This is a genomic window from Lysobacter ciconiae, from assembly GCF_015209725.1.
GTDB lineage: Bacteria > Pseudomonadota > Gammaproteobacteria > Xanthomonadales > Xanthomonadaceae > Novilysobacter > Novilysobacter ciconiae.
This window is the reverse complement of the sequence record NZ_CP063656.1, coordinates 2860167-2884222: the sequence shown is the minus strand read 5'-3', so window position 1 is coordinate 2884222 and position 24056 is coordinate 2860167. Positions and strand designations below refer to the sequence as shown.

The 24056-nt window shown below is 62.0% G+C and carries 25 protein-coding genes; 7 read left to right on the top strand and 18 right to left on the bottom strand.

Going from position 1 to position 24056, the window contains the following annotated elements:
- Positions 1 to 40: 40 nt before the first annotated feature.
- Positions 41 to 1600 (top strand): FAD-binding oxidoreductase, encoded by a 1560-nt coding sequence (locus tag INQ41_RS13025; protein WP_193985114.1) that lies wholly within the window; start codon positions 41 to 43, stop codon positions 1598 to 1600.
- Positions 1601 to 1671: 71 nt separating this feature from the next.
- Here INQ41_RS13025 and INQ41_RS13020 read toward each other — a convergent pair whose 3' ends face one another.
- The 15 genes from INQ41_RS13020 to INQ41_RS13415 form a co-directional block, all read right to left on the bottom strand.
- On the bottom strand, positions 1672 to 2010 hold the full coding sequence (locus INQ41_RS13020) for an MliC family protein (RefSeq protein ID WP_193985112.1): 339 nt from the start codon (positions 2008 to 2010) through the stop codon (positions 1672 to 1674).
- Positions 2011 to 2204: 194 nt separating this feature from the next.
- A complete protein-coding gene (locus INQ41_RS13015; protein WP_193985110.1) occupies positions 2205 to 2606 on the bottom strand; it encodes a hypothetical protein in 402 nt (133 codons plus the stop codon).
- A gap of 148 nt (positions 2607 to 2754) precedes the next feature.
- Positions 2755 to 3075, bottom strand: coding sequence for a hypothetical protein (locus tag INQ41_RS13010; RefSeq protein ID WP_193985108.1), 321 nt, complete (start codon positions 3073 to 3075; stop codon positions 2755 to 2757).
- 711 nt (positions 3076 to 3786) lie between these two features.
- Positions 3787 to 4209, bottom strand: coding sequence for a hypothetical protein (locus tag INQ41_RS13005; protein ID WP_193985106.1), 423 nt, complete (start codon positions 4207 to 4209; stop codon positions 3787 to 3789).
- Between the two features lie 973 nt (positions 4210 to 5182).
- Complete coding sequence (locus tag INQ41_RS13000) at positions 5183 to 5485, bottom strand: putative quinol monooxygenase (protein WP_092704911.1); 303 nt, start codon at positions 5483 to 5485, stop codon at positions 5183 to 5185.
- A 662-nt stretch (positions 5486 to 6147) separates the two neighbouring features.
- A complete protein-coding gene (locus tag INQ41_RS12995) occupies positions 6148 to 6984 on the bottom strand; it encodes an IS3 family transposase (RefSeq protein ID WP_228076823.1) in 837 nt (278 codons plus the stop codon).
- Positions 6954 to 7310 carry a transposase gene (locus tag INQ41_RS12990; RefSeq protein WP_193985104.1) on the bottom strand — a complete coding sequence of 119 codons (357 nt, stop codon included), beginning with the start codon at positions 7308 to 7310 and terminating at the stop codon, positions 6954 to 6956. Before INQ41_RS12990 ends, INQ41_RS12995 begins: the two co-directional genes overlap by 31 nt.
- Positions 7311 to 7823: 513 nt before the next feature.
- Positions 7824 to 8306, bottom strand: a complete 483-nt coding sequence (locus INQ41_RS12985) for a GNAT family N-acetyltransferase (protein WP_193985102.1) — start codon at positions 8304 to 8306, stop codon at positions 7824 to 7826.
- Positions 8307 to 8387: 81 nt separating this feature from the next.
- Entirely contained in the window at positions 8388 to 8939 is a 552-nt protein-coding gene (locus tag INQ41_RS12980; protein WP_193985100.1) for a hypothetical protein, read from the bottom strand.
- A 19-nt stretch (positions 8940 to 8958) separates the two neighbouring features.
- The gene (locus tag INQ41_RS12975; protein WP_193985099.1) at positions 8959 to 9495 is read right to left on the bottom strand and encodes a hypothetical protein; all 537 of its coding nucleotides are present in this window, start codon (positions 9493 to 9495) and stop codon (positions 8959 to 8961) included.
- Positions 9496 to 10020: 525 nt separating this feature from the next.
- Positions 10021 to 10500, bottom strand: coding sequence for a hypothetical protein (locus tag INQ41_RS12970; RefSeq protein WP_193985097.1), 480 nt, complete (start codon positions 10498 to 10500; stop codon positions 10021 to 10023).
- Positions 10501 to 11005: 505 nt separating this feature from the next.
- Positions 11006 to 11521 (bottom strand): TIR domain-containing protein, encoded by a 516-nt coding sequence (locus INQ41_RS12960; RefSeq protein WP_193985093.1) that lies wholly within the window; start codon positions 11519 to 11521, stop codon positions 11006 to 11008.
- A 57-nt stretch (positions 11522 to 11578) separates the two neighbouring features.
- Entirely contained in the window at positions 11579 to 12115 is a 537-nt protein-coding gene (locus INQ41_RS12955; protein WP_193985091.1) for a hypothetical protein, read from the bottom strand.
- Between the two features lie 212 nt (positions 12116 to 12327).
- Positions 12328 to 12789, bottom strand: a complete 462-nt coding sequence (locus INQ41_RS12950; protein WP_193985090.1) for a hypothetical protein — start codon at positions 12787 to 12789, stop codon at positions 12328 to 12330.
- A 58-nt stretch (positions 12790 to 12847) separates the two neighbouring features.
- Entirely contained in the window at positions 12848 to 13174 is a 327-nt protein-coding gene (locus INQ41_RS13415) for a ribonuclease E inhibitor RraB (protein ID WP_407074281.1), read from the bottom strand.
- 756 nt (positions 13175 to 13930) lie between these two features.
- On the opposite strand from INQ41_RS13415, the gene INQ41_RS12940 reads away from it, so the two are divergent.
- The gene (locus INQ41_RS12940) at positions 13931 to 14932 is read left to right on the top strand and encodes an integron integrase (RefSeq protein ID WP_193985086.1); all 1002 of its coding nucleotides are present in this window, start codon (positions 13931 to 13933) and stop codon (positions 14930 to 14932) included.
- On the opposite strand, the gene INQ41_RS12935 is transcribed toward INQ41_RS12940, so the two are convergent.
- Positions 14929 to 15894, bottom strand: coding sequence for a LysR family transcriptional regulator (locus INQ41_RS12935; protein WP_193985084.1), 966 nt, complete (start codon positions 15892 to 15894; stop codon positions 14929 to 14931). The genes INQ41_RS12940 and INQ41_RS12935 overlap by 4 nt on opposite strands.
- A gap of 46 nt (positions 15895 to 15940) precedes the next feature.
- Between INQ41_RS12935 and INQ41_RS12930 the strand changes: the two genes are divergently transcribed.
- Both INQ41_RS12930 and INQ41_RS12925 read left to right on the top strand, forming a co-directional pair.
- Positions 15941 to 17500 (top strand): FAD-dependent oxidoreductase, encoded by a 1560-nt coding sequence (locus INQ41_RS12930; RefSeq protein WP_193985082.1) that lies wholly within the window; start codon positions 15941 to 15943, stop codon positions 17498 to 17500.
- A complete protein-coding gene (locus tag INQ41_RS12925; RefSeq protein ID WP_043959441.1) occupies positions 17497 to 17688 on the top strand; it encodes a hypothetical protein in 192 nt (63 codons plus the stop codon). Before INQ41_RS12930 ends, INQ41_RS12925 begins: the two co-directional genes overlap by 4 nt.
- A gap of 45 nt (positions 17689 to 17733) precedes the next feature.
- On the opposite strand, the gene INQ41_RS12920 is transcribed toward INQ41_RS12925, so the two are convergent.
- Both INQ41_RS12920 and INQ41_RS12915 read right to left on the bottom strand, forming a co-directional pair.
- The gene (locus INQ41_RS12920) at positions 17734 to 18474 is read right to left on the bottom strand and encodes a GntR family transcriptional regulator (RefSeq protein WP_193985080.1); all 741 of its coding nucleotides are present in this window, start codon (positions 18472 to 18474) and stop codon (positions 17734 to 17736) included.
- 27 nt (positions 18475 to 18501) lie between these two features.
- Positions 18502 to 19746, bottom strand: coding sequence for an acetyl-CoA hydrolase/transferase family protein (locus tag INQ41_RS12915; RefSeq protein WP_193985078.1), 1245 nt, complete (start codon positions 19744 to 19746; stop codon positions 18502 to 18504).
- A 152-nt stretch (positions 19747 to 19898) separates the two neighbouring features.
- Here INQ41_RS12915 and INQ41_RS12910 point away from each other — a divergent pair, with 152 nt between their 5' ends.
- Genes INQ41_RS12910 through INQ41_RS12900 form a run of 3 tightly spaced genes read left to right on the top strand, consistent with a single transcriptional unit; the run spans position 19899 to position 24051 of the window.
- Positions 19899 to 21260, top strand: a complete 1362-nt coding sequence (locus INQ41_RS12910; RefSeq protein ID WP_193985077.1) for an MmgE/PrpD family protein — start codon at positions 19899 to 19901, stop codon at positions 21258 to 21260.
- Between the two features lie 8 nt (positions 21261 to 21268).
- The gene (locus tag INQ41_RS12905; RefSeq protein ID WP_193985075.1) at positions 21269 to 22654 is read left to right on the top strand and encodes an MmgE/PrpD family protein; all 1386 of its coding nucleotides are present in this window, start codon (positions 21269 to 21271) and stop codon (positions 22652 to 22654) included.
- A complete protein-coding gene (locus tag INQ41_RS12900) occupies positions 22651 to 24051 on the top strand; it encodes a phenylacetate--CoA ligase family protein (protein WP_193985073.1) in 1401 nt (466 codons plus the stop codon). The genes INQ41_RS12905 and INQ41_RS12900 overlap by 4 nt, the downstream gene beginning before the upstream one ends.
- The last annotated feature ends 5 nt before the right edge of the window (positions 24052 to 24056 follow it).

Below are 24056 nucleotides of genomic sequence, written 5' to 3'. Positions count from 1 at the left end.
CAGGGCACGCAACGGCGCAACGACTTCCGAGGACTTCCGCATGAGCACCACGCTCTCCCCCGATCACGTCATCGCCGACCTGAAGACCCGCTGGGGCAACGCCGTCATCACCGACCCGGCCGAGCTCGAGTATTTCGGTACCGACGTCTACTCCGAGGGCGAGCCGCTGCTGGCCGTTCTGCGCCCGAACGACGCGGATCAGCTCGCCGCCGCGGTGGCCCAGCTGACGGCTGCCGGCATCGCCCTGATCGCCCGCGGCGGTGGCATGAGCTACACCGGCGGCTACCTCGCCACCCGCCAGCCCACGGTGCTGATCGACACCGGCAGCCTCGACAAGGTGGTGGAAATCAACGTCCGCGACGCCTACGTGGTGGTCGAGGCGGGCGTCGCTTGGGAAGCCCTGCAGCAGGCGTTGCAGGCCAAGGGCGTGCGTACCCCGTACTTCGGCCCCATGTCGGGCTCGCACGCGACCGTCGGCGGCGCGCTGTCACAGGGCAGCGTGTTCCACGGCTCTGCCCGCTACGGCTCATCGGCCGACTCCGTGCTCGGACTGGAGGTGGTTACCGCCAACGGCGACATCCTGCGCACCGGCTCGGCCGCCTCCGGCAATGCGACGCCGTTCTTCCGCTGGCACGGCCCCGACCTGACCGGCGTCTTCCTCGGCGACTGCGGCCTGCTCGGCATCAAGGTCCGCGCCAGCCTGCGCCTGCTGCCCAGGCATTCGCACATCGATTACCTGTCGTGGCAGTTCGAGCGCGCTGATCAGTTGATGGACGCGATGGGCGCACTGGCCCGCGCCGGCCTGGCCTCGGAGATCGCCGCCTTCGATCCCAGCCTGTCGCAGATCCGCATGCGCCGCGCCAGCCTCAGCAGCGATGTCAAAAGCCTCGGCAACGTGATCAAGAAGGGCGGCCTGATGCAGGGCCTGAAGCTGGTGACCAAGGGCCGCGATTTCCTCGACCCGGAACTGTTCACCCTGCACATCACCCTGGAGGGTGACTCGGAGGGGGAGATCAACGCGCGCGTCGCCGCAGCCCGCAAGGCGGTGGAGGCATTCGGCGGGGAGGTCGAGAACAGCGTACCCAAGGTGATGGCGGCCAACCCGTTCGCGGCCAAGAACGCCATGCTCGGCTCAGCCGGCGAGCGCTGGGCGCCGATCCACGGCATCGTGCCGCACTCGCGCAGCACCGAGCTGTTCAACGCCCTGCAGGACTTGTTTGCCTCCGAGAAGGCGGTAATGGACGAGCACGGCCTGTTCATCGGGACCCTGATGACCACCGTCGGCGCGCAGGCGACGCTGATCGAGCCGTGCATCTACTGGCCCGACTCGCACAACGCCTTCCATGTGCGCACCGTGGACCCCGATCACCGCGCCAGGATCGGCTGCCCTGGCGAGAACCTGCCGGCGCGCGCGGCCACTCACGCACTCAAGCGCAAGATCGCCGACACCATGCGCGCGCACGGCGCGGCGAGCTTTCAGATCGGCAAGTTCTACACCTACCGCGAACGGCGCGATCCGGCGGCGTTGGCGATGCTCGATGCGATCAAGCAGCAACTCGACCCGAAGGGTCTGATGAACCCGGGCGTGTTGGGACGCTGAACGCAAGCCGGGCGCCTGGACACATTGGCCCAGGCGCCCGGAGCGAGTTCGGCAGCGCTATCCGGTCTGGATCAGATGGCGGTGCAGGTTTCGATGACCTCGCCGGTGGTGTTGTCCGGCATGTGGCGGAACAGCGTGCCCTCGGAACCAGCGCCGGAGCCCTTGGACCACCACTCCATCTCGCCGCCCACGTAGCGTGCGCCGCTGGCGGAAACCGCGATCGCCATGGTGTGGCTGCTGCCCTTGTACTGCACGGTCGCCGAGTCGGTGGTGGGATAGCTGGCGGCGATCGTCTCGCCACTTTCACAGCGGTAGCTCTGCGCGCTGGTATCCGACGGGGACTGTGGCGACGTCACACACGCGGACATCAGCAAAACGGACGCAAAGGCGGCGGGGGCAAGAATCTGCATCGTGAACCTCTCAATCTGGACGGTGGCGCCGCCGGGGTGGGATCAATCCAACGCACCCAACTTGGCCGGAATGGCAAGCGGCTGACGGACGTGGTGCGCCGGCATAAGACCAGATCGAGCGTGACCAAGTCGTCATCAGGCTGGAACAAGCGGCAACCGATCAGCCTCACGCAAGCTCGGTTTGATGGCTCGGGCTAAACACGACATCCATGCTGTTTCATGGTGTTCACAACCACGGTGGCGTCGCCGATGCCAGACGTCAGCGCGTTGCGAAGATCTTTACAGATATCGGCCTTGACCATTCGTTGCATCGTTCCGCCGATCGACCGGTCCTGGAAACTCAGATTCAGGCGGTTCAAATGGGGATCCGCGAGCGCACTGCGGCGCTCCATCGGGCCTCGCCCGGCAGGCAGCGGGTGTTCCGGGAGACGCAGGTCCAGAGGAGCGGCCGGTTGTTCCGACTCGCTCGAGTCGGAAATAAGGGGGTCGGCCGGCATCTCTGATGCACGCATGCGAGGTTCAACTCGCGCATCGGCTTTCGGCTCATCGCGCTTCTCGGACTGGTCTTTCCTCCGGACGAATGTGTCGATCACCATAACCAGGTCTGTAGGAGATTCGACCGCCGCGGCTTGTTCTTGAGGTACGAGACTACCCTGCAGGAATCAGCTAATAACACAGGTTGGTCTTCCTGCGACGCCCCAACCCCGCTTTGGCAGGAACTGCCGCATCTGTTTGAACGGATTGTCAGGCGCGCCCCGCCGGTGTGCCAGGCGCGAACTCCTTAACGCCAGCCGCAGCAAGCTGTGCCCGTGCCTCCGGATCCTCCGCCACAACGCGGCGAAGCGTGTGAAATACGTAGGTGCGGCACAGGCCTGGCCAAGCGACAAGCATGTAAAGCGCTCCGGCAACCAGCCAGTCAGGACGGGTCATTGGCTTCCAGCCGCTGAAGTGTGCGACGGCGGTGTAGCCCAGAACACCCAACAGAACCCAGCGGAACCACGCCCAGAAGCGGGTGCCCCACAGTACATTCTTGAAGTGGCGAATTTCCGAGTCTGTCAGTTTCACCTCACGCCTCCTTGCGGTGCAGCAGGGCGCCTAACACCGGAATTAAGCCGACCCGCAACGCATGAGCCGGTGGCTGGTGGGAATTGAACCACGAGTTTGCCTGGAAATGGAACGTCGCGGGTTCGGCTTGAATGATCAGTTAGAGCGGCGAGTTTCGCAACCGCAATGTCTGAAGTGACTCAGATGTGGGTCGCCAAATGTGGGGCGGGCCGCAGGGTGCTACCTAGCTTTCCCCGGGGGACTTAGCCATCACCAAGACGTTGTCTCCAGGTAATAGGCGTGTTTCGTCCCCATCAAAGGACAGATCCGAGTCGATAGGGTGATAGCTGTTGCGGGTAAAGAGAGATGAAACAGCCGAAGAGCTTCCCTTCAACTCGGTTTGGATCTCAAAGCGGTAGCTCACACGATATTCGTCGCCGAGCTGGAGGCCACGAAAGGACTCCGGCCCTCGTGACTCAAGGATGGTTGCGATGAATGCAACACTTGCGTTCTCGAGCTGTTGTTCAAGTGGCTCAAACACACAAGTTGTAGCCAGCGCAGGGAGCGGTGTGAAAAGGAGTGCAACAAAACAAAGTGATATCTTAATCGCCCTCTAACACCTGAGTTAAGCCGCGCCGCGCAGTGGCGAAAGCTTTGCGCTAGCGTAGCGCAGGCGCAAAGGTGAAGATACGAAGCGGTGTCGGCTTGAACGAATAGTTAGCTGTGCAGCGGTTATTTGAGCCAGCTACGAGCAATTCCTTTCCTGCTGAGCAGTACAAGAGCAATTGCGATCAACAAAACGAGAGCCTGCAGTACGACAGCAGTTGTACCGGCCAGAGCTGCCCCGTCAGCAAGGATGAACATTGCACAGTCTTGAACGACGATGCCGATCAATGAAGCAATAAGCACGGGCAATGCCCACTTCTTGCCGAGTAACAAAGCGAGTGAACCCAGGGCACCGGCAATCACGGCCACAGCAGTCCCGGCAACCGCCCAGCTGGGACGCGAGTTGTAGAGTGCTTGTTGGGCGTCGGGTAGTTTTGCAATATCTTCAGGTGTAAGACGAATATCTGAAGCAAAGGCTAGGCAACCGATCAGGTTCCAGAGTAGGGCAACCACGGCAACGACCTTGAACCACAAAGGTGATTTGCTCATGTGAACTCTCCATTTGCCAAGTTGTTGATCGCACAGCTAACACCGGAATTAAGCCGACCCGCTTCGCGTGGGGCGGAAGCTGGTGGCAGCCGAACAGCGACTAGGGTTGGAAATGATACTTCGCGGGTTCGGCTTGAATAACCAGTTAGAATGGCCCTTGGCTATTCTCATGTAGCCCCGCGAAGTGGGCTGCCGTGATGCGCCCACAACACTGGGCAACGGACATGAGTCATGCCTTGACAAGGTTGGATATCTTCACGTGCGTTTGCGTTGTTTTGAGATTGGAAGTCTCTCTAATGACCTCGTGGGACTCCCACTCGACGAGCGCGGTGCCAGCGGCTTCGTCAAGTTCAAGGATCCTTCCTTGGCCGAACGACTCCTTCTCGTTAGCGTGCTTTACCGCGTCCCCATTTTTCAACATGACGATCTCCTCAATTGTGATCTAACACCTAAGTTAAGCCGAGCTGCGTAGTGGAACTAAACACATGGCAAGCTGTACCTGCCATGTGTTTGGTGGAACGAAGCGGCTTCGGCTTGAACGCATTCTTAGGCCCGCCAGGCATTGAGACTGCTAAAGCCCAGGAGCCAGTATGCCGCCGTAGCGGCAGCTGTAACGTACATTGCCCACAGCGACCAAGCTACTGCGCGAGGTGCGGAACGTCTTGCAGCAACGCGATTGACGCATAAAGCAAAGCCGAACGTAGTTGCGAGCAGACCGGAGAAGGGCAGGCCAGTGCTGAGGCTAAGGGTGATGTGGCCGTCGTTGGAGTAGCCCGCGAACTTGTACCACTGCCATGCAGCGGCAATGAGGCGCTCAACAACCGGAACAGACAGCGCGACCGCCGCGGCAAATGCTGCGAGCGCTGCAGTGTTTAGAGGTTGTCCAATCTCCCGAGTCTGCATCTAGCGGGCCTAACGCCTGAATTAAGCCGCGCCGCGAAGCGGCGTCGGCTTGAATGAATTGTTAGGCTTGCTAGCCAGGTAGCTTTGCCGCAAGTACATCAACGTTCTCGATGGACGGGGGCTCGGAGAACAACTCACCTGCCTTTGCCATCAACGCGGCTGCGACCTTGCCGGAGAGATGGGCCTGCCGACCCGCTTCATCCGGGAAAGCATCAAAGATTCCGAAAGTGCTTGGTCCAAGGCGAATGCCAAACCACGCAGTGGTGGCAGGCTCCTCATTGACGATGGGAAGACCACTCACAAGGAAGCTCTCAACCTCTTTCTCTTTTCCGGGTTTCGCTTCAAGGCGAACGAACAAGGCTACTTTGACCATGGCATGTCTCCTGTTGTTAAAACGACATCACGATACGCGATGTTCTCTTGCAAGCCTAACACCAGAATTAAGCCGTGCCGCGAAGCGGCATCGGCTTGAATGATTTGTTAGGGCTCAACCAGCTTGAACTCGGCGCCCGCAGTTGCGAACGTTTGACCAAGTTGAAAAGCCCCGTGCTTGTCCCGAGAGTAAGGCACAAATACCTCGGCTGTCTCGCCTGATACATGAGCCAGCCGAGCACATATCGCATCCGATCTCTGGTCTTGTCCGGGAGGCACTACGTACATGTCCAAGCACACACCTGCGGCCCGGATAGAGCCATGCGTAGCCGACTCTACAAAGGATGATTGGAGGAACTCGACCATGTCACTCGACTTTGGACGCTGAGTGCCAAGGCTTCCGGCAACCTGAGCTATTTTCCCGTCGTGGCTCATCGAGACGCCGAATGGAATGAACTCACCATGCGTGAGTAGCATGTACTGGGCGAAACCAAGAGCCTCATTGAACAGAGCATTGAGATCTTCGGAAGCCACGATTGAGCCCTAACACCTGAGTTAAGCCGAGACGCGTAGTGGAGCGAAGCACATGGCAAGCTGTACCTGCCATGTGCTTTGCGTAACGAAGCGGCTGGGACTTCCTTCACTAAAGTGGACACCCGATGGTTAGGCGCATTCTCGCTCGAACTCGGCGGGTGATTTATATCCAAGTGCCGAGTGTAAGCGCCGGTGGTTGTAGAAGTCGATGTAGGTGTGGATCGCTTGCCGCAGTGCGTGATCGCTCTCGAAGCTGCGGCGGTGGTACATGTCCGACTTCATCGATTTGTCCCACGATTCCATGTGCGCGTTGTCGTTCATCCGTCGCGGCCGGTTCGCTGACTGGGTCAGCCCGGCACGTTGTAGCTTCTGTTTGAAATCGCCCGCCAGGAACTCAATGCCACGGTCGGTATGAAACAGAGTGTCGGGGCCCGGCTTCCGTGTTCGCAGCGCGGCAGCCAACGCGCGGCGAGTCAGCGCCGTCGTTCGATCAGGGCCCAGTGACCAGCCCAATAGGCGACGTGAGTGGCGATCCATGACGGTGGCCAGATAGCGCCAGTGGCCGCGCACCTTCAGGTAGGTGACATCCGCGACCCAGAGTTGATTGGGCCGCTTTGGTTCGATCGTATGCGCGCGACTCTCCACGCTGGCCAGAAAGCGTTTCAGCCCGGGCCGCTGGCGATACAGTCGCGTAGAAAACGCTCTGACGTTGTGCTCCCGCATCAAGCGCTCGATCCGGCGGCGCCCCACCGTCTCGCCGCTCTGGCGCAAGGCGGCGTGGATGCGCGGGCTGCCATAGGTTTGGCGGCTGTCGCGGTGGGCGATGTGTATCTTCTGCAGGAGCTGCGCGTCATCGAAGGAACGCTGGCTCGCTGGTCGCTGCAGCCACGCGTAGTAGCCCGAGCTGCTGACCCCGTGCAGGCGGCACATCGTTCTCACCGGGTAGGCTTGCTGGTGGTGCTCGATGAAGGCGAAGACATCGCTTTTCGAGCCGAAGTGAACGCGATGGCTTTTTTTAAAAGGTCATGCTCAACCTTGAGCCGCTCGTACTTGCGCTGCACCTCGCGCAGCGCCTTGAGCTCAGCGGTCACCGCCTTGTCCACCTCAACGCCTTTGGTCACGATCAATCCCTCCCGAGCAAGCCTGCGCCAACGGGACAACATAAAGGGATGGATGTAAAGCGAAGCGGCCACCTCGCCGACGGACACGCCGGGGAGCTGGCTGAGCCGGACTGCTGTGGCTTTGAATTCATCGCTGTAGCGATAGGTGGTTCTGGGGCCTGGTCTTGCCATGAAAGACACTCCTGACTGTTAGATCAGGGTGTCCACTAAACCGAAGGAACTACCGCTTCGGCTTGAACGCATTGTTAGGCCGTGTCTCAAGGTCTATAACCCTTAGGAAAATGCTTGGCAATGTGTTGATCAAGTTCGCCTCCGACTGAAAGCTGATCGAGAACAAGTGCGCAACTGCGATCGTTGACGATCTCATTTATGTACTCATTTCGTTCGGGTTCAACTAGTGCAATTTCCCTGTTCCTGCGCCTGATTTCATCCCAGTCTTTGGACGACAGGTAAGATCTATTCCTGCGTTTCATGCTCTCAAACGATTCGGTAATGTTCGCTGCGCTTGCTGGGTAGCTCGCGGCACACTTACGAACGAGGTCGTCTGTGAAGTAGAGATTGAAGGCGCCCATGGCTGGCCCCGTAGCCTGCCCATGAGACGAACCTGGCGCACAAGCAGCCATCAGAGCGTAGATGAATATCGCAGCGCTTCGAAGATTCTTCATGAGCGGCCTAACACCAGAATTAAGCCGTGCCGCGAAGCGGCATCGGCTTGAATGAATTGTTAGGCGGCGTACCGTGTTTTATGAAACGCCGCGAGTGTAATTGAAAGCCAAGCTGCTCATAAAAGCGATGTGCCTGGCCCCGATGGTCGCCGCTGGTGAGCTCGATGCGCTCACAGCCAGCACCCCAACAGAAATCTTGTGCCTGTTGCATGAGCATGCGCCCAACACCGTTGCCGCGAGCGTCGCTGCGGACTACAAGGGAGGTGATTCGACCCAAGTGCCCCGAGGCGTGAAACAAGGGGGTCAGGTGGACACTAACGAGCCCAAGTATGCCGTCGATACTCTCAGCCACCCATGCCCTGTCCGCAGAGCCGTCGGCAAGGTTGAGAATGTTGGTGCGGACGGTGGCCTCCGGCACGGAGTAGCCCAGCTCGGCGAGTAGCGGCACAAGCGCACGAGCGTCCTCAATGGTGGGCGTGCGAAGCTGGACTGAAGGGGACATTGGGGATCCACGTATGTTTATTTAGCCGCCTAACGCCTGAATTAAGCCGACCCGCGAAGCGGGTTCGGCTTGAATGAATTGTTAGCTGTCAGCCGGTACTTGCCATTGAGATTGCAACTTATAGCGCTCGATGACAACCTTTGCATCTGTACTGTTGCACGGGTGAGATTTGAGCATTTCCAAAGTTCTAGTACGAATCATTTCATCATGCCCATGGAGAAATTCGTCGAGAGAGCTTTTAGGCTTGCCGTGCTTGCTCGTTAGATCATTTCTCACTGCGTGAGCTACAGTGATGAAATTCTTCTTGTGCTGCTCTTCTAGCTCAGGTGAAGAAATGCCACATTCCTTCGCAACGGCTTCTGCGGCGATAAATTCGTCGTAGATTCTGAAGATATCTTTTTTGGGTGTGTCGCTTGCCAGTTGCTGTACACCAGCAACCGAACCTGACGTTGGACTTGGCCCGGATTGCTTGTCTTCGGAGCAGCCGGTGATTCCGAGAATGGTTATAAATGTAGCTATCAAAAATTTTAGGGAATTGTCCATGGGAGCTAACACCTGAGTTAAGCCGACTTGCGTAGTGGAGGCAAAGGTATGGCAAGCTTTTTCTGCCATACCTTTGCCGTAACGAAGCAAGTTCGGCTTGAACGAATTGTTAGGTGGCCCCGCTTGTACAGGGGACGCGCATCTTGGTTATTGCCAACATCACGTTACGCAGCTTTTCTTGCGATAAATTGATCTCGCTTGGAGTACTGTACAAGCGGATTGTCATTGCACTGTCCTTATCAAGAACATATCCGCCTCTCCATACTATAGGGAAGATGTAGAGGAATTGAGGATCTTCTCTGACAGGCTGTTTCTCTATCGCGCTTAGGCCGAATATCGCTTGTGCTCTTTGGATTTCATTTGGATGAAGAAAAATTGTTGCTATGTGTCTACCAAAACGGAGTTCTTTGCCAGGCTCTGAAAAGTCGTCCAAGTCGTCCAAGTCGTCAAAGCGCATTGATATAGCGCCATCAAGCAGGCTCGGATGTAGCTTGCTAGAGATCGAGAAGCAAACCGTCGACCTGTCATTAGTGAGCGTATAAATAGAGAATGCTTTAGGCTGAACGATTGTTGCGCCTTGCTCAATCGATCTCTCGCCGCAGGCGATCAGATTCAGAACTAGAGCTGCGAGAACGAGCTTGTGCATTTTGCGAGCCGAAGAAGGTTGAGGGCCACCTAACACCGGAATTAAGCCGGCCCGCAACGCGCAGACCGGGTGCCGAGACAACTTTGCCAACGATACATATGATCGAAAGGACGAAGCGGGCTCGGCTTGAATGACCAGTTAGGTTGCAACCGTAACCCAGAGCACCCGCTTGCGAAAGACCCGGTTTGGAGCAGCGCAGAAAGCCGTACCTGCGCCCGATGAACTGCACCGCCGGGACTGACCGGATAGCCGTGATGCAGCCGAGCGAGAACGCTGCGGCGCAGGCCACCAGATGTTTCCCTAAACCCCCACCACGCCAGAAACGCCACGTGCCGCGAAAACAGAAACCCCGGTGAAGCGAATAAAGCGAGTGCTACGAAAACCCGGCGCAAAGAAAGACGCTTTTACTGCGACCTAACACCTAAGTTAAGCCGAATTGCAGCGCGTAGCCGGGCACATGGCAAGCTCTTCCTGCGATGTGGCTGGCGTAGCGATGAAATTTCGGCTTGAACGCATTGTTAGGCGTCACTCTAGCTTTCTTGCAGCAAGCCGTATTTGCTTGCTCAATTCACCGATCGCATCGGCAACAGGCGCATAAGTCTCTTGAATTCGCATATTGGCGTCGTCTGGTATGCGCCCATCTTGGAGCCGACGCGCACCCATTCTGTAAGCCATTGCAGCATACGTCTTGGCAGCAACTACGAGTCTAGACGCAGGGTCGTGTAGCTCAGGGAAGTAGATATCCGCCAGGACCTGCAGCTCTTCGATAGGTGAATCTACTTGTGACTCGCCCTCTAAGCCGAAAGCCAACTTGCTATCGAGGCTGCCGGTCCATGCTCTGATGCGATATGTGAGGTCAGTGAGACGCTCGAGTTTTTGTCGCCTAACTTCCATCCGCTTATCGCGACGCTCGACGAAGTATCTGGCAGCGGCCCCGAGCAGTGCAATCAACGCTCCGACGAGAACGGGGAGCAATTTGGCTATCTCTTCTAACAATTGCTGCATATCTCCCCCGTGACGCCTAACACTGGAATTAAGCCGCGCCGCGAAGCGGCGTCGGCTTGAATGACTTGTTAGGCCGCGTGCTACGTAATGATTGCTTTCACAACGGCAACTATCGCGGCTAGAGGAAGGTAGAAGCCAAGAATAGAGAATGAAGTGAATGCTTCAAAACGGAGCCAGTTCACATCCTTAGACGGACTTATGCAAAAGACATCCTCTGACCGTAGGGTCCCTGAACAGTAGCGGGAAACAAACGTGTTGTAGGAATCTCTAAATCCTCGCTCCAAGCCAAGGTAATACGCGTCCAGTAGCAAGAATGCAGGTATGGGAATGGCGGCAATCCAGAGAAGCTTCTCATTTGGCTTGTCAGCGACGGCAACGATGATTGCACTCACAATTGTGATGCACCAAGTTTTACACGATGCCGAGTTTGACGCCATGCGTTGCACGACGTTCTGCAGCATGCCGAGATGAGCTTGGATCGCTGATTCGCTTGGCTGTGACGTGCTCATTGGCGCTTTGTCCGAATCGCCGTTTCGATCCAAGTGCTCATCATGCGACGAACAACATTGTAGGCATCTGGGCCTGGGTCGTGACAGCTCACGTAGTTTGAAAGAGGCTGGCCATTGTTGAGGATCACATTCGCGAAGGGATTGGCGCCTTGATAGCAGAAACCTTGCCGCGGACAATTCAGATTATGCACGTAGATGCCAAAAAGGCCTCGCTTGTCGTTCCAGGCTTTGCGAATCTCATAGTCAATCCAAGGGCGCTGGGCAGTCTGTGAGCCAACCAAGACGACTACACAACTACGATACTGCATAGTCTGGTCTATCCAGCGCTGTATCGCTGCTTCGCCTTGGCGCCGAACGGCCTCCCATTCGTTTGGCGCGCATGGAGTATTTCCCTCGATCACGCCCATATTGCGAATTTGCTGCGCACGGAACGCATCATTTGCGTAGTGGAAGCTGTAGAAGACCTGCCTGCGGGCAGTCGGATCTAGCGGTCTGCGAAGGAGTGAGTTCATGCGGCCTAACACCTGAGTTAAGCCGCGCCGCGAAGCGGCGTCGGCTTGGACGAATTGTTAGGGGGCATACCAACGCCAGATGGCTCCTGCCACGGCGAGGACGACCCCAACGACTCCAAGAATTTCGGCTGTGAGCGCCGAAGCACGCGGCACCGTCACCTGCGGCCAGATTGGGCCGGTGAAGCTGACCGGCCGCTTGAAAGCGTGAAGACCGATGCAGAAAAATCCGAACGCGGATAGGGCGTAATGCGGCGACGGCGTGCGGATGCAAGAAGCCAAGTAGTAAGCGGCAAGCACAAAAAATCCTACGAGCCAGACCCAGCTAGTTGCTTTTGACGACGACGTTTGCGACATGACTTCCAAATGCCCCCTAACACCGGAATTAAGCCGGCCCGCAACGCGCGAACCGGGTGCCGATACAACTCCCCCAACGATACATTTGGTCGAAAGGACGAAGCGGGCTCGGCTTGAATGACCAGTTAGGTTGCAACCGTAGCCCAGAACACCCGCTTGCGAAAGACCGAGCTTGGAGAAGCGCAGAAAACTGTACCTGCGCCCGATGAACTGCACCGCCGGGACTGACCAGATGGCCATGATGGAGTCGAGCGAGAGCGCTATGGCGCAGGCCACCAAATGTATCCATAAACCCCAGCCGGCCAAGAAAAGCCATTTGCCGCGAAGCCAGAAACCCCAGTGAAGCGAATCGCAAAGTGCTACGAAGCCCCGTTGCAACGAAAGACGCTTTTACTGCGACCTAACGCCTGAATTAAGCCGACCCGCGAAGCGGGTTCGGCTTGAATGAATTGTTAGCTGTCAGCCGGTACTTGCCATTGAGATTGCAACTTATAGCGCTTGATGACAACCTTTGCATCTGTACTGTTGCACGGGTGAGATTTGAGCATTTCCAAAGTTCTAGTACGAATCATTTCATCATGCCCATGGAGAAATTCGTCGAGAGAGCTTTTAGGCTTGCCGTGCTTGCTCGTTAGATCATTTCTCACTGCGTGAGCTACAGTGATGAAATTCTTCTTGTGCTGCTCTTCTAGCTCAGGTGAAGAAATGCCACATTCCTTCGCAACGGCTTCTGCGGCGATAAATTCGTCGTAGATTCTGAAGATATCTTTTTTGGGTGTGTCGCTTGCCAGTTGCTGTACACCAGCAACCGAACCTGACGTTGGACTTGGCCCGGATTGCTTGTCTTTGGAGCAGCCGGTGATTCCGAGAATGGTTATAAATGTAGCTATCAAAAATTTTAGGGAATTGTCCATGGGAGCTAACACCTTTAATTAAGCCGTGCCGCGAAGCGGCATCGGCTTGAATGACTTGTTAGGTGCGCTCTGACTGAACAGCACAACCCCACCCGTCGTAGTCCAAGCCGTACAACTCACAAACGCAAGCCATGAAGCCGGATACAGCATGAAGCACATGCTGCTCAATTGGCATGTGTACTACGACAAGCACGCTCGGCGTTGTCTCCAAGTCTTGCGCCGTGGCAACCCCGTACTGGCACTCGTTGATAAAGCTGGCAACAATCTCTGCTTTCTCAGTTGTGGGACAGCGTAACAAGAAGTCGACATTTCTCGGAATGCTGAAACGGTCGCCTTGAGTGTCGAGCTTGCGAAGGAGTTCGACGTCAGCGACTGCTGTCTCCATCAATGTCTCAACGAGGGCCATACGCGCACCTAACACCGGAATTAAGCCGACCCGCAACGCATGAGCCGGTGGCTGGTGGGAATTGAAACACGAGTTTGCCTGGAAATGGAACGTCGCGGGTTCGGCTTGAATGATCAGTTAGAGCGGCGAGTTTCGCAACCGCAATGTCTGAAGTGACTCAGATGTGGGTCGCCAAATGTGGGGCGGGCCGCAGGGTGCTACCTAGCTTTCCCCGGGGGACTTAGCCATCACCAAGACGTTGTCTCCAGGTAATAGGCGTGTTTCGTCCCCATCAAAGGACAGATCCGAGTCGATAGGGTGATAGCTGTTGCGGGTAAAGAGAGATGAAACAGCCGAAGAGCTTCCCTTCAACTCGGTTTGGATCTCAAAGCGGTAGCTCACACGATATTCGTCGCCGAGCTGGAGGCCACGAAAGGACTCCGGCCCTCGTGACTCAAGGATGGTTGCGATGAATGCAACACTTGCGTTCTCGAGCTGTTGTTCAAGTGGCTCAAACACACAAGTTGTAGCCAGCGCAGGGAGCGGTGTGAAAAGGAGTGCAACAAAACAAAGTGATATCTTAATCGCCCTCTAACACCTATTCGACACCAAAGTGGTGCCTATTCCTTGTGTGTAATCCGGATAGCCCGGTCAGCGTTTTCAGGGCAAGTCCTACAGAAATCAACGACGTCCGCTGAGCGAAGGTGCCTAATCCTTGGGCCTAATCTGGAACTCTCTCCGGAACGGACCCTCGCCATGGGATATTCGCACCCGCCGTCGGACGGCGCAACGACCGGGCAGCACGCGCCTCGGCTGCTAGACACGGTGCGGGCGCGGATTCGCCGACGCGGCCTGGCGATTCGTACCGAGGACGCCTACGTGAGTTGGATTCGCCGCTTCGTTCTCGCGAATGGGAAACGACACCCAAGCGAGATGGGCGAGCGGGAGGTCGAGTGGTTTCTTACGCGGTTGGCCGTGCAGGGAAAGGTTGCGGCGTCAACGCAGAATCAGGCGCTCTCCGCGCTGCTGTTTCTGTATCGGGAGGTGCTGGGTCAGGATCTGCCCTGGATGGACAACATCCGGCGTGCCAAACGGCCCGAGCGACTGCCGGTGGTGCTCACGGTCGAGGAGGTTTCGCGCTTGCTTGTTCAGATGAGTGGTGTCCATCACCTGATGGCCAGTCTCCTCTACGGCTCAGGCATCCGACTGATGGAGTGTGTGCGCCTGCGTGTGCAGGACATTGACTTCGTGCGCAGCGAGATTCTGGTGCGACGGGGCAAGGGCGGCAAAGACCGGCGGACGATGCTGCCCGCCAGAACGGTCCCGGCACTCCAATTGCACCTGGCGCAAACCAGGGTGTTGCACGAGCGGGACCTTGCGGTGGGCCACGGCGCGGTCTGGCTCCCGGGGGCGCTGGCACGAAAGTACCCCGCCGCGGATCGCGAATGGATCTTGCAGTACGTCTTCCCCTCGCGGTTGCGCAGCATTGACCCGCGGTCGGGTATAGAGCGCCGGCATCACGTTGACGAGAAGAATTTGCAGCGGGCGGTGCGGATCGCCGCGCAGGCGGCGGGAATCGCGAAACACGCTACCTGCCATACGCTGCGACACAGTTTCGCTACGCACCTGCTGGAGTCGGGGTCGGACATCCGCACGATCCAGGAACTGCTCGGTCACTCGGACGTTTCCACCACGATGATCTATACGCACGTGCTCAATCGCGGCGGCTCGGGCGTGGTCAGTCCGCTGGACCGCTAACCCGCTTGCTCCGCCGCGTTCCGCAACGCCTGCAGCAATCTGGCCTGCGGGTCGGACTGCGGCTCGCCCAGGCGGGTGTAGACGACCAGCGGACGTTCCCAGGAGAAGCCCGGCACCGCCAGCCGCGTACATTGCCGCGACGCCAGCTCGACGTGGACCAGACGTGTTGGCAGCAGGGTGAGGTAAGCGCCGTCACGCACCAGGGTACGAACGAAGTCCAGCGATGAGGATTCCAGCGATTGCGCCGGGGGGCTCAGTCCGGCATCGGTGAAGCGCTGGCGGAACTGGGTCTGGACCTCGCCCAGGCGACGGCCCATGACCCACGGATGGTCGAGCAGATCGGCCGCGGTCAGCCCGGCGCGGCCGGCAAGAGGATGCGACGCGCTGGCCATGATCCGGTACTCGTCATTCACCAGCAGGTCGCGGTGCAGGCGCGGGTCGGTCTGCAGCATCGTGTCCAGGGCGATCACCACATCCAGCTCCCGGGCCAGCAGGGCAGGCAGCAATTCCGGCAGGACGCCGCCGGTGACGCGCACGCCCAGCCGCGGCCACGCCGCGCGCAAGGCCAGCACCGCCGGCGCCACGACCGAGCCGGCGGCAGTGGGACCGGTGCCGATACGGATCTCGCCCTCGGTGCCGGTCTGCAACTCCTGCAGCCGCTGCTCGAAGGTGCGCAGGGTGTCGTCGGCGGTACGCGCGTGGTCCAGCAGCAATCGTCCGACGGCGGTCGGTCGCGCCCCACGCGAGCCGCGCTCGAAAAGGCGCGCGCCCAGTTGCTGCTCCAGTGCGGCGATGCCCTTGCTCAACGCCTGCTGGGTGCGCCCGGTCATCGCGGCCGCGCGGGTGAAGCTGCCGTGCTCGACCACGGCGAGGAAGTAGCGCAGTTGACGGATATCCATGCCCGCAGGGTAGGCGAATACAACCATCGGTTGTCGCGTGCCCTCGAATTGGTTGGCATTCATCGGCCGCGGTGCCCACGATGGCGCCAACCCCGCAAGGAGGTTCTCCATGGCCAGTCTCTCTTCCGTGTCCCGCTGGGACCAGACCCACGACATCGTCATCGCCGGCGCCGGCCTGGCAGGCATGTGCGCCGCCATCGAGGCCTATGACCTCAATCCCGAGCTGCGCATCCTGATCATCGAGAAGGCGCCCGAGGCCGAGACCGGCGGCAACAGCCGCGTGGCCGGCCAGTCGCTGCTGATTTCGAAGAATGCCGAGGTGCTGGCCGAGTACCAGCGCAAGATGAGCGCGGCCAACCCGATCCCCGAGGACATGCTGGTGCCGTGGTCGGAGGCGATGGTGGCGCTGGAGCCGTGGATCCAGGCGCGCGCCGAGCAGGCAGGTGCCCAGTACATCCACGGCACCGGTTTCAGCGAGCGCGACGCGGTGCTGGAGTTTCCCGAGTTCGGTGCGCGCGAGGCGGTCTACTGCACCGCGACCATCCTGCCGATTCCCAGCGGCGTGTACCTGGCCTTCCGCGAGAACGTGCGCCTGCGCCCGGGCATCCAGATCGCCTACGAGACCCCGCTCAGGGACCTGATCCAGGATCCGGACACGCTGGAGGTCTTCGGCGTGATCGCCGAGGTCAACGGCCAGCGTCAGGCGATCCGCGCCAACCGCGGCGTGGTGATGGCCGTGGGCGGCTTCGAGGCCAACATGGACATGCAGCGCAACTACTTCGGCCTTGCCGAGGCGCATCCGCTGGGCACGCCACACAACACCGGCGACGGCATCAAGATCCTGCAGAAGGCCGGCGCCGACCTGTGGCACCTGCGCAACCAGGGGCAGTCCGGCGGGATCTGGCCGGGCTTCCGCCCGCCGGGTTTCGAGACCGCGTTCCTGCGCACCTTCTTCTGGCAGAGCTTCAGCTGGATCGAGGTCGATGCGCTCAGCGAGCGCTTCTACAACGAGACCGCCGAGCTGCAGCTGACCCATTACAAGGAGAAGAAGCACGGGCATTGGGTGGACACCCCGCACCACCGGGCCGGACCGGTGCACATGATCTTTGATTCCGTCACCTGCCAGTACAACAAGCTGGTGGTCGAAGTGATGACCTGGGCGCCGGTGGTCACCGGCTACCAGTGGAGCGACGACAACAGCGCGGAGATCGCAAAGGGCTGGATCGAACAGGCCGACACGATCGAGGAGTTGGCGGCGAAGATCGGCCGCGACCCGGCCAAGCTGCGGGCGACGGTGGACCGTTACAACGCCGCCTGCGCGGGCAAGAGCGACGCGGACTTCGAGCGCAACCCCGACACCCTGTACCCGATCGAGCAGGGCCCGTTCTACGCGATCAAGGTCGATCCGGTGATCGTCTGCACCGGCGGTGGCGCGCGGCGCAACATCCACTCCGAGGTGCTCGATCACGACCTCAAGCCGATCCCGCGCCTGTTTGAGGCCGGCGAACTGGGCTCGATGTTCTCCGACCTCTACCAGAACGGTTCCTACCTGACCGAGGCGATGATCTCCGGGCGCGCCGCCGGCAAGGGCCTGGTGGCGCTGGAAGACTGGGTGGACGCCGGCGGAACCCACGCGAACGAGATCAGCGCCAAGGAGGTCCCGGCATGAAGGTCGTCACCCCCGCGATGAAGCTGGACGTGCGCATCAACGACGTGGTCAGCGAGGACGGCCTGCTGGTGATGAAGGGCGTGGCCGGCGTGCTGCCGTGCACCACCAGCCTGACTCCGGCCGAGTTCCGCCAAATGATGCGCATGGCGCTGCGGCCGTCGGTGCTGAAACTGCTGTTCAAGCGCTGAGCGGCAAACCGGCGCTGATTCGGGGCGGCTGCACGCGCCGGCGGCTCAGCGTCGGTTGCGCGACAGCACCATGGAGTAGGCGAAGCGCCCGGGTGGGTGCTTGCTGATGGCCAGCATCAGCAGCCGTCCGGCCGCGTCACGGTAGTGCCGGCGGACGCGCATGGCCGGCTCGGTGCTCTCCACCCCCAGCAAGCTGGCCTCGGCCGGCGTCAGGGATGCGGCATCGAATACCTGCTCCACCCGCGACAGCCGCGCCGCATCCAGGAAGCCGGCGACCGTGCGCGCCGAGCTGGACAGCTCGAGCAGCTCGGCGCTCGGTGTGCCCGCGCGCACCGGCACGAACATCTCGGTCACCGCGATGGGTTCGCGGTTGGGCTCTTCCATGCGCACGCCGTTGAGGACCAGGTAGGGCTTGCCGGTGGCGATCTCCAGCGCGCGGGTCATCTCGCCGGCGGCTTTCTCCGAGCGGGTCTCGAGCACCTGCAGTCGGGTCGTGTTGCCGTACTGCATCAGCAGGTCGAGGCTGTCGATGCCGTGTTCGTAGCGCATCGCCTCGCGCTGGGCGATCACCCGGGTGCCCGATCCCGGGCGGCGCTGGACCAGCCCGGCGGTGATCAACTGGGACAGGGCGGCGCGCGCGGTGTGGCGGCTGACCTGGTGGCGCTCGCACAGTTCCAGCTCTGTCGGCAGCAGGCTGCCCACCGGGTAGTCGCCACGCTCGATGCCCGCCTGGAGCAGGTCGCCCAACTCGGCGTAACGGGGTTTGCTGCGCTGCTTGGCGGTCATGCCGGGAGTCCTTTCAAATGTGCCATGTCAAAGCCTTTGGGTGATTTCATGCCAGTCCCGCTCCAGCGATTCGCGATGGACCGGGTCGGCGATCGCGATGAGGGCGCGCGCCCGCTCGTGCACGCCCAGGTGTCGCAAGTCGGCAACGCCGTGCTCGGTGACCACGCAATCGGCGTCGATCCGCGCCACGCTGACCGGGCCAGCCGGCAACATTGGCACAATTCGCGTCTGCCCTTTCGGCGTGGCGGCGGGCAGGGCGATGATGCCGCGGCCCTCGGGTGCCTGTCGCGCGCCGCGCAGGAAGTCCGGCAAGCCGCCGATGCCACTGAGTTGGCGACCGCCCAGGCAATCGCCGTTGACCTGGCCCAGCAGGTCCACCGACAAGGCGCTGTTGATTGCCGTCAGCCGCGCGATCGCTCGCAGCACACCGTGGTCGTGGGTGTGGCCGACCTCGCGGAACTGCACCCGCCCGGCGACGGCGTCATACAGCGCCTGGCTGCCCAGGGCCACGCCCGCGACGACCGCATCCGGCGCCGGCGCCAGCGCGCCATCGTCGATCAACCCCAGCAGACCGTCGGACACCATCCCGGAGTGGATCCGCAGGTCGCGCCGTCCGCGCAATGCGCGCAGCACCGCCGACTGCAGGCGGCCCAGGCCCAGTTGCAGGGTGGCACGGTCCGGCACCAGCGTGGCGACCTGCGCCGCCACCGCTTCCATGGCCGGGTCCGGTGCGGGGTCCGGTGCTTCCAGCAGCGGCCCGTCGTGCTCGATGGCGGCGTGGATGCGCGACCAGGGGATCGACGGCCCGTGGGTGCGCGGCATGCGCGGATTGACGTGGGCCAGCACCTTCGCCGCCCGCGGCCAGGCCGCAGGGGTGAAGTCGGCAGCCACGCCCAGCGAGCACTGGCCGTTGTCATCGGGCGGTGCGACCTGCACCAGGGCGACGTCCAACTGCGCCTCTTGGCTCAGCCACTGCCAGGTGGCCGAGTAGCTCATCGGCAGGTAGTCGACCCGACCGGCCAGCCACGACTCGCGCAGCTCGGCGCTGAGAAAGATGGTGCGTTGCCGCGCGCCCGGGTGCAGGCTTGCAAAGTCGAATCGGTTGACCGTGGGGATGTGCACGCCGGTGAAGCGGACCCCGTCGCAGCGCTCCGGCGCCTGCCGCAGCCACGACTCGAACAGCAGCGAGTGACCAGCGCAGCCGGGCGTGTAGATCTCCGCGCCGGGGCGGAAATGATCGAGGAAGGAACTGGCGTCGAGCTGGGCAGGCACGGGGACTCCGGTCCGGGAAACGGTGGCGACGCTGCCGGTGAAGACCGGTTTGCGATGTGCGGAATGCTGATCATATGATATGTCCGGACAAAGTCCGATACCCTGAGTCAGAGAGTCCACGATCCAACGAGGTGTCACTTGGTAGACGCGGCATGACAGCGCGGGCCCCGAGCCTGACCGAAGCCCTGGCCGTGCAGCTGCTGCGCCCGGTGGATGCCGCGGCGCGCCAGCGTGCCGCCGCGCTGGTGGCCGACTGGCTCGGCTGCGCGCTGGGCGCCTTGCGCTCGCCGCTGGCGGATCAGCTGACCGCGCTGGTGGCCACGCTGCCGGGCGGCGACGCGACCGCGCTCGGCGCCAGCCGACGCGACCCAATGTCCGCCCTGCTGATCAACGCGGCGCTGGGCAACGTGCTGGAGATGGATGACGTTCACCGCGGCGCGATCCTGCACGCCGGTCCGGTGGTGATCCCGGTCGCGCTGGCCGCGGCGGAAAGCGCCGACGCCACGCCGCAACAATTCCTGGATGCGGTGGTGCGCGGCTACGAGGCGACCATCCGCATCGGCCGCGCGCTGGGGCGAGGGCATTACCGCTACTGGCACCCGACTTCGACCGCCGGTGCGTTTGGCGCCGCGACCGCCGCCGCTTCCATCCTTGGCCTGGACGCCGATGCACTGGCCGATACGCTCGGTACCGCCGGCAGCCGCACCGGCGGCCTGTGGCAGATGCGTCACGAGCCCGTCCCGACCAAGTCGATCCACAACGCCGAAGCCGCGCGCAGCGGTTTGCTGGCGGCGCAACTGGCCGCTGCCGGTCTGCGTGGCCCGCGCCGGATCCTCGAGGGCGAGCAGGGACTGTTTGCCGCCACCGCGCCCGACGCCCAACCGGATCTGGTGCTCGCCCACGCGCCCGACTGGCTCATCCACACCACCAGCCTGAAACCGTGGCCGGCCTGCCGCCACGCGCATCCGGCGATCGACGCGATGCGCGACGCCCTGCGCCAGGCGGGCGGGCTGCCGGTGGAGGCTTTTGTCAGCATCCACGTGACCACCTATGCCGAGGCGCTGCGCTTCTGCGACCGGCCCGAGCCCACCACCGAGCTGGAAGCCAAATTCAGCCTGCAGCATGCCGTTGCTGCGATTGCCTGCCTGGGACGGTCCGAGCTGGCGCATTACCTGCCTGCGACCATCGATGATCCGGTCGTGGCCGCCATGCGCGAGCGCGTCATCGTGAGCGAGGACGAGGCGGCCAGCGCCCGCTTCCCGGACCACTACGGAGCGTCCGTGACCGTGGCGCTGGCTGACGGCCGGCGCCTGCACGCGGCCCGCGTGGATGCTTGGGGCGACCCGGAATGCCCGATGCCCGAGGCCGCGATCGCGTCCAAGGCGCTGGCCTTGGCCGCGTGGGGCGGCGTGTCCAAACCGGCTGCAACCCGCCTGTTCGATGCCGTCCGTGAGTTGCCGACGGCGCTATCGCTGCAACCGCTGCAGGCCGCGCTGGCCGGGCTGGACGCATGATTACGGCGATGCCGCGCTTGACCGAGGCGCTGGTCGCCCACGCGGCCGACCTGCGCTATGGGGACCTCTCGCCCAAAGCCGTCGCCGCGGTCAAGACCTTCATCATGGATGGCGTATCGGTCGGCATCGCCGGCTCCGGCCCGCAGGTGCCGCTCAACCAGACCGTGCGCGACGCCGCCCAGACCCTGGGCAGTGGCAGCGGCAACGACGCCCGCGTCTGGGTCACCGGCGAACGCCTGCACGCGTCCAGCGCGGCGATGGTCAACGGCTTCCAGATCCACAACCAGGAGTTCGACTGCGTGCACATGCCCGCGGTCGTGCATCCGATGGCGGTGGTGCTCTCCAGCTTGGTGACCGCGGCCGAGCAGCGCGGCGGCGTGGACGGCAAGCGCCTGATCGCCGCGGTCGCCATCGCGGTCGACGTGGCGACCCTGATCGGCATCAGCGGGCGGTCGCCGATGCGTTTCTTCCGCCCGGCGATGTGCGGGGCACTGGGCGCGGTCGCCGGCATCGCCCACCTGCACCAGGCCGACGAGGCGACCCTGCATCGCGCCCTCGGGCTCACCTACAGTCACCTGTCGGGCACGATGCAGGCGCACGTGGAAGGATCGCCGACCCTGGCCCTGCAGATCGCCTTCAACGCCCGTGCGGCAATCACCGCCTGGACGCTCGCCAACCACGGCTTCCCGGCCCCGCACGACTGGCTGGAAGGGCCGTTCGGCTACCTGCCGCTGATCGAGGGCGCGTTCGACACCCGTCCGGCGCTGGCCGCGCTCGCCGCCGGCGACGCGCAGATCGAGCAGGTCAGCCACAAGGTGTTCCCCACCGGCGGCGCCGCGCATGCGTGCCTGGACATGCTGCGCGAGCTGGGTGAGCGCGAGGGGCTGCGCATCGGCGACGTCGAGCGCATCGTCCTGCGCGCGCCGCCGCTGGTACGCCGGCTGGTGTCGCGGCCCTACAAGACCGGCATGGAAACCAGCTACGCCCGCCTGTGCCTGCCCTACCTGACCGGCACGATGCTGATCGAGGGTCGGGTGGGGCTGGATGCGTATTCGGGCGAAGCCCTCGCCGACCCTGTGCGCGCGCAGTTTGCCGAGCGCCTGCACGTCGAGCCCAACGACTGCGACGACCCCAACGCGCTGGTGCCGCAGAGTCTGGTGGTCACCACCACCGACGGGCGCGAGGTGCACAACCACCGCAATGCGGCACTCGGCTCGCCCGAGCGCCCGCTGGACCGCGCCAAGCAGCTCGAGAAATTCCACCATTGCCTGGACCACGCGGCCCGGCCCTTCGATCCGAAGCGCCGCGCGGACCTGCTCACCGTTCTCGACCGGCTGGAGGCGCTCGATGATGTGCGTCGCCTGGTCGACCTACTGATTGTTGAGGCCCCATGACCACCCACGCGACCTATTTCGAATCCTTCGACGTCAACAAACTGCTGGCCGAGTACCCGCTGGACCAGGCCTTCACCGATCGCTTCAGCCGCATCAGCCGCGACGAGCTGTTCGCCGAGCAGGACGCGCGCTTCCGGCGCTGCGTCGCGCGCGCCTGGCAGATCCCGTTCTATCGGCGCCTGTGGGGCGATGCGGGCCTGGAGCCCGGCGACATCACCGGCCTGGTCGACATCACCAAACTGCCGGTCTATGGCAAGCACGAGATCATGGCCTCGGTGGAAGCCAAGCCGCCGCTGGGCGATTTCCACGGCTGGCGCGACGGCACCGCCGCCGGCGACACGCCGCTGGTGTTCCACACCACCAGTGGCACCACCGGCCGGCCGCAGCCGCTGCTGTTCAGCCCGCACAGCCGCGAGGTGCAGAACCTGCTGCTGGCGCGCCTGTATCGCTGGCAGGGCATGCAGGCCGGCGACGTCGTCCATTCGGTCTACGGCCACGGCATGATCAACGGCGGCCACTACATCCGCGAGGCCGTGAACCACTTCACCCAGGCGCTGTTCTGCTCGGCCGGCACCGGCATCGAGATGCGCTCGGTGCAGCAGGTCAACCTGATGCGCGACATGGGCGCGACCGTGATCGTCGGCTTTGCCGACTACATCAAGAAGCTGGCCGACGTCGCCCGCGAGCAGGGCGTGGAGCCGGGCAGGGACATCCCGATCCGGATGATCTCCGGCCACCTGGGCCGCGAGTCGCGCGAGTCGCTGTCCAAGGCCTGGGGTGGGGCGCAGCTGTATGACTGGTACGGCGTGGGCGACACCGGCGCGATTGCCGGCCAGGGTCCGGACCAGGACGGCCTGTACCTGATGGAGGACGCCCAGTACGTCGAGGTCCTCGGCGTGGACGACGGCAAGCCGGTCGCCGACGGCGAGACCGGCGACATGGTCGTGACCTGCCTGTACAAGGACGACATCTACCCGATCATCCGCTTCAACACCCACGACGTGACCCGGGTGCTGACCACGCCGTCCTCGCTGGGCATCAACCTGCGCCGGATCGAGGGCTTCCTTGGCCGCAGCGACAACATGGTCAAGGTGCGCGGCATCAACGTGTTCCCGCAGGCGATGGCGCCGATCCTCGAGGAACACGCCGGGTTTGCCGGTGAATTCATCTGCGTGACCACCCGCGATGCCGCCGGCCGCGACGACCTGGCCGTGCACATCGAGGTCAAGGGCGAGACGACCGACGCCCAGCTCGCCGCCGCGTTTGCCGCCCTGCTGCGCATGCGCCTGGGCGTGGATGTCAGCGTCGTGCTGGCCGAGCCGGGCGCGCTGGCGCCGCTGACCGGCATGGAAACGCGGCAGAAGCCCATCCGCCTGATCGACAAGCGCTTCGAGTAAGAGTC

Coding starts and splice junctions, on each gene's coding strand:
- INQ41_RS13020 (WP_193985112.1), bottom strand. CDS start 2,010: ATGCAGATTCTTGCCCCCGCCGCCTTTGCGTCCGTTTTGCTGATGTCC.
- INQ41_RS13005 (WP_193985106.1), bottom strand. CDS start 4,209: ATGAGCAAATCACCTTTGTGGTTCAAGGTCGTTGCCGTGGTTGCCCTA.
- INQ41_RS12955 (WP_193985091.1), bottom strand. CDS start 12,115: ATGGCCATCTGGTCAGTCCCGGCGGTGCAGTTCATCGGGCGCAGGTAC.
- INQ41_RS13025 (WP_193985114.1), top strand. CDS start 41: ATGAGCACCACGCTCTCCCCCGATCACGTCATCGCCGACCTGAAGACC.
- INQ41_RS12970 (WP_193985097.1), bottom strand. CDS start 10,500: ATGCAGCAATTGTTAGAAGAGATAGCCAAATTGCTCCCCGTTCTCGTC.
- INQ41_RS12950 (WP_193985090.1), bottom strand. CDS start 12,789: ATGGACAATTCCCTAAAATTTTTGATAGCTACATTTATAACCATTCTC.
- INQ41_RS12975 (WP_193985099.1), bottom strand. CDS start 9,495: ATGCACAAGCTCGTTCTCGCAGCTCTAGTTCTGAATCTGATCGCCTGC.
- INQ41_RS12925 (WP_043959441.1), top strand. CDS start 17,497: ATGAAGGTCGTCACCCCCGCGATGAAGCTGGACGTGCGCATCAACGAC.
- INQ41_RS12990 (WP_193985104.1), bottom strand. CDS start 7,310: ATGGCAAGACCAGGCCCCAGAACCACCTATCGCTACAGCGATGAATTC.
- INQ41_RS12920 (WP_193985080.1), bottom strand. CDS start 18,474: ATGACCGCCAAGCAGCGCAGCAAACCCCGTTACGCCGAGTTGGGCGAC.
- INQ41_RS13000 (WP_092704911.1), bottom strand. CDS start 5,485: ATGGTCAAAGTAGCCTTGTTCGTTCGCCTTGAAGCGAAACCCGGAAAA.
- INQ41_RS13415 (WP_407074281.1), bottom strand. CDS start 13,174: ATGGAGACAGCAGTCGCTGACGTCGAACTCCTTCGCAAGCTCGACACT.
- INQ41_RS12930 (WP_193985082.1), top strand. CDS start 15,941: ATGGCCAGTCTCTCTTCCGTGTCCCGCTGGGACCAGACCCACGACATC.
- INQ41_RS12935 (WP_193985084.1), bottom strand. CDS start 15,894: ATGAATGCCAACCAATTCGAGGGCACGCGACAACCGATGGTTGTATTC.
- INQ41_RS12905 (WP_193985075.1), top strand. CDS start 21,269: ATGCCGCGCTTGACCGAGGCGCTGGTCGCCCACGCGGCCGACCTGCGC.
- INQ41_RS12900 (WP_193985073.1), top strand. CDS start 22,651: ATGACCACCCACGCGACCTATTTCGAATCCTTCGACGTCAACAAACTG.
- INQ41_RS12910 (WP_193985077.1), top strand. CDS start 19,899: ATGACAGCGCGGGCCCCGAGCCTGACCGAAGCCCTGGCCGTGCAGCTG.
- INQ41_RS12940 (WP_193985086.1), top strand. CDS start 13,931: ATGGGATATTCGCACCCGCCGTCGGACGGCGCAACGACCGGGCAGCAC.
- INQ41_RS12985 (WP_193985102.1), bottom strand. CDS start 8,306: ATGTCCCCTTCAGTCCAGCTTCGCACGCCCACCATTGAGGACGCTCGT.
- INQ41_RS12960 (WP_193985093.1), bottom strand. CDS start 11,521: ATGAACTCACTCCTTCGCAGACCGCTAGATCCGACTGCCCGCAGGCAG.
- INQ41_RS13015 (WP_193985110.1), bottom strand. CDS start 2,606: ATGGTGATCGACACATTCGTCCGGAGGAAAGACCAGTCCGAGAAGCGC.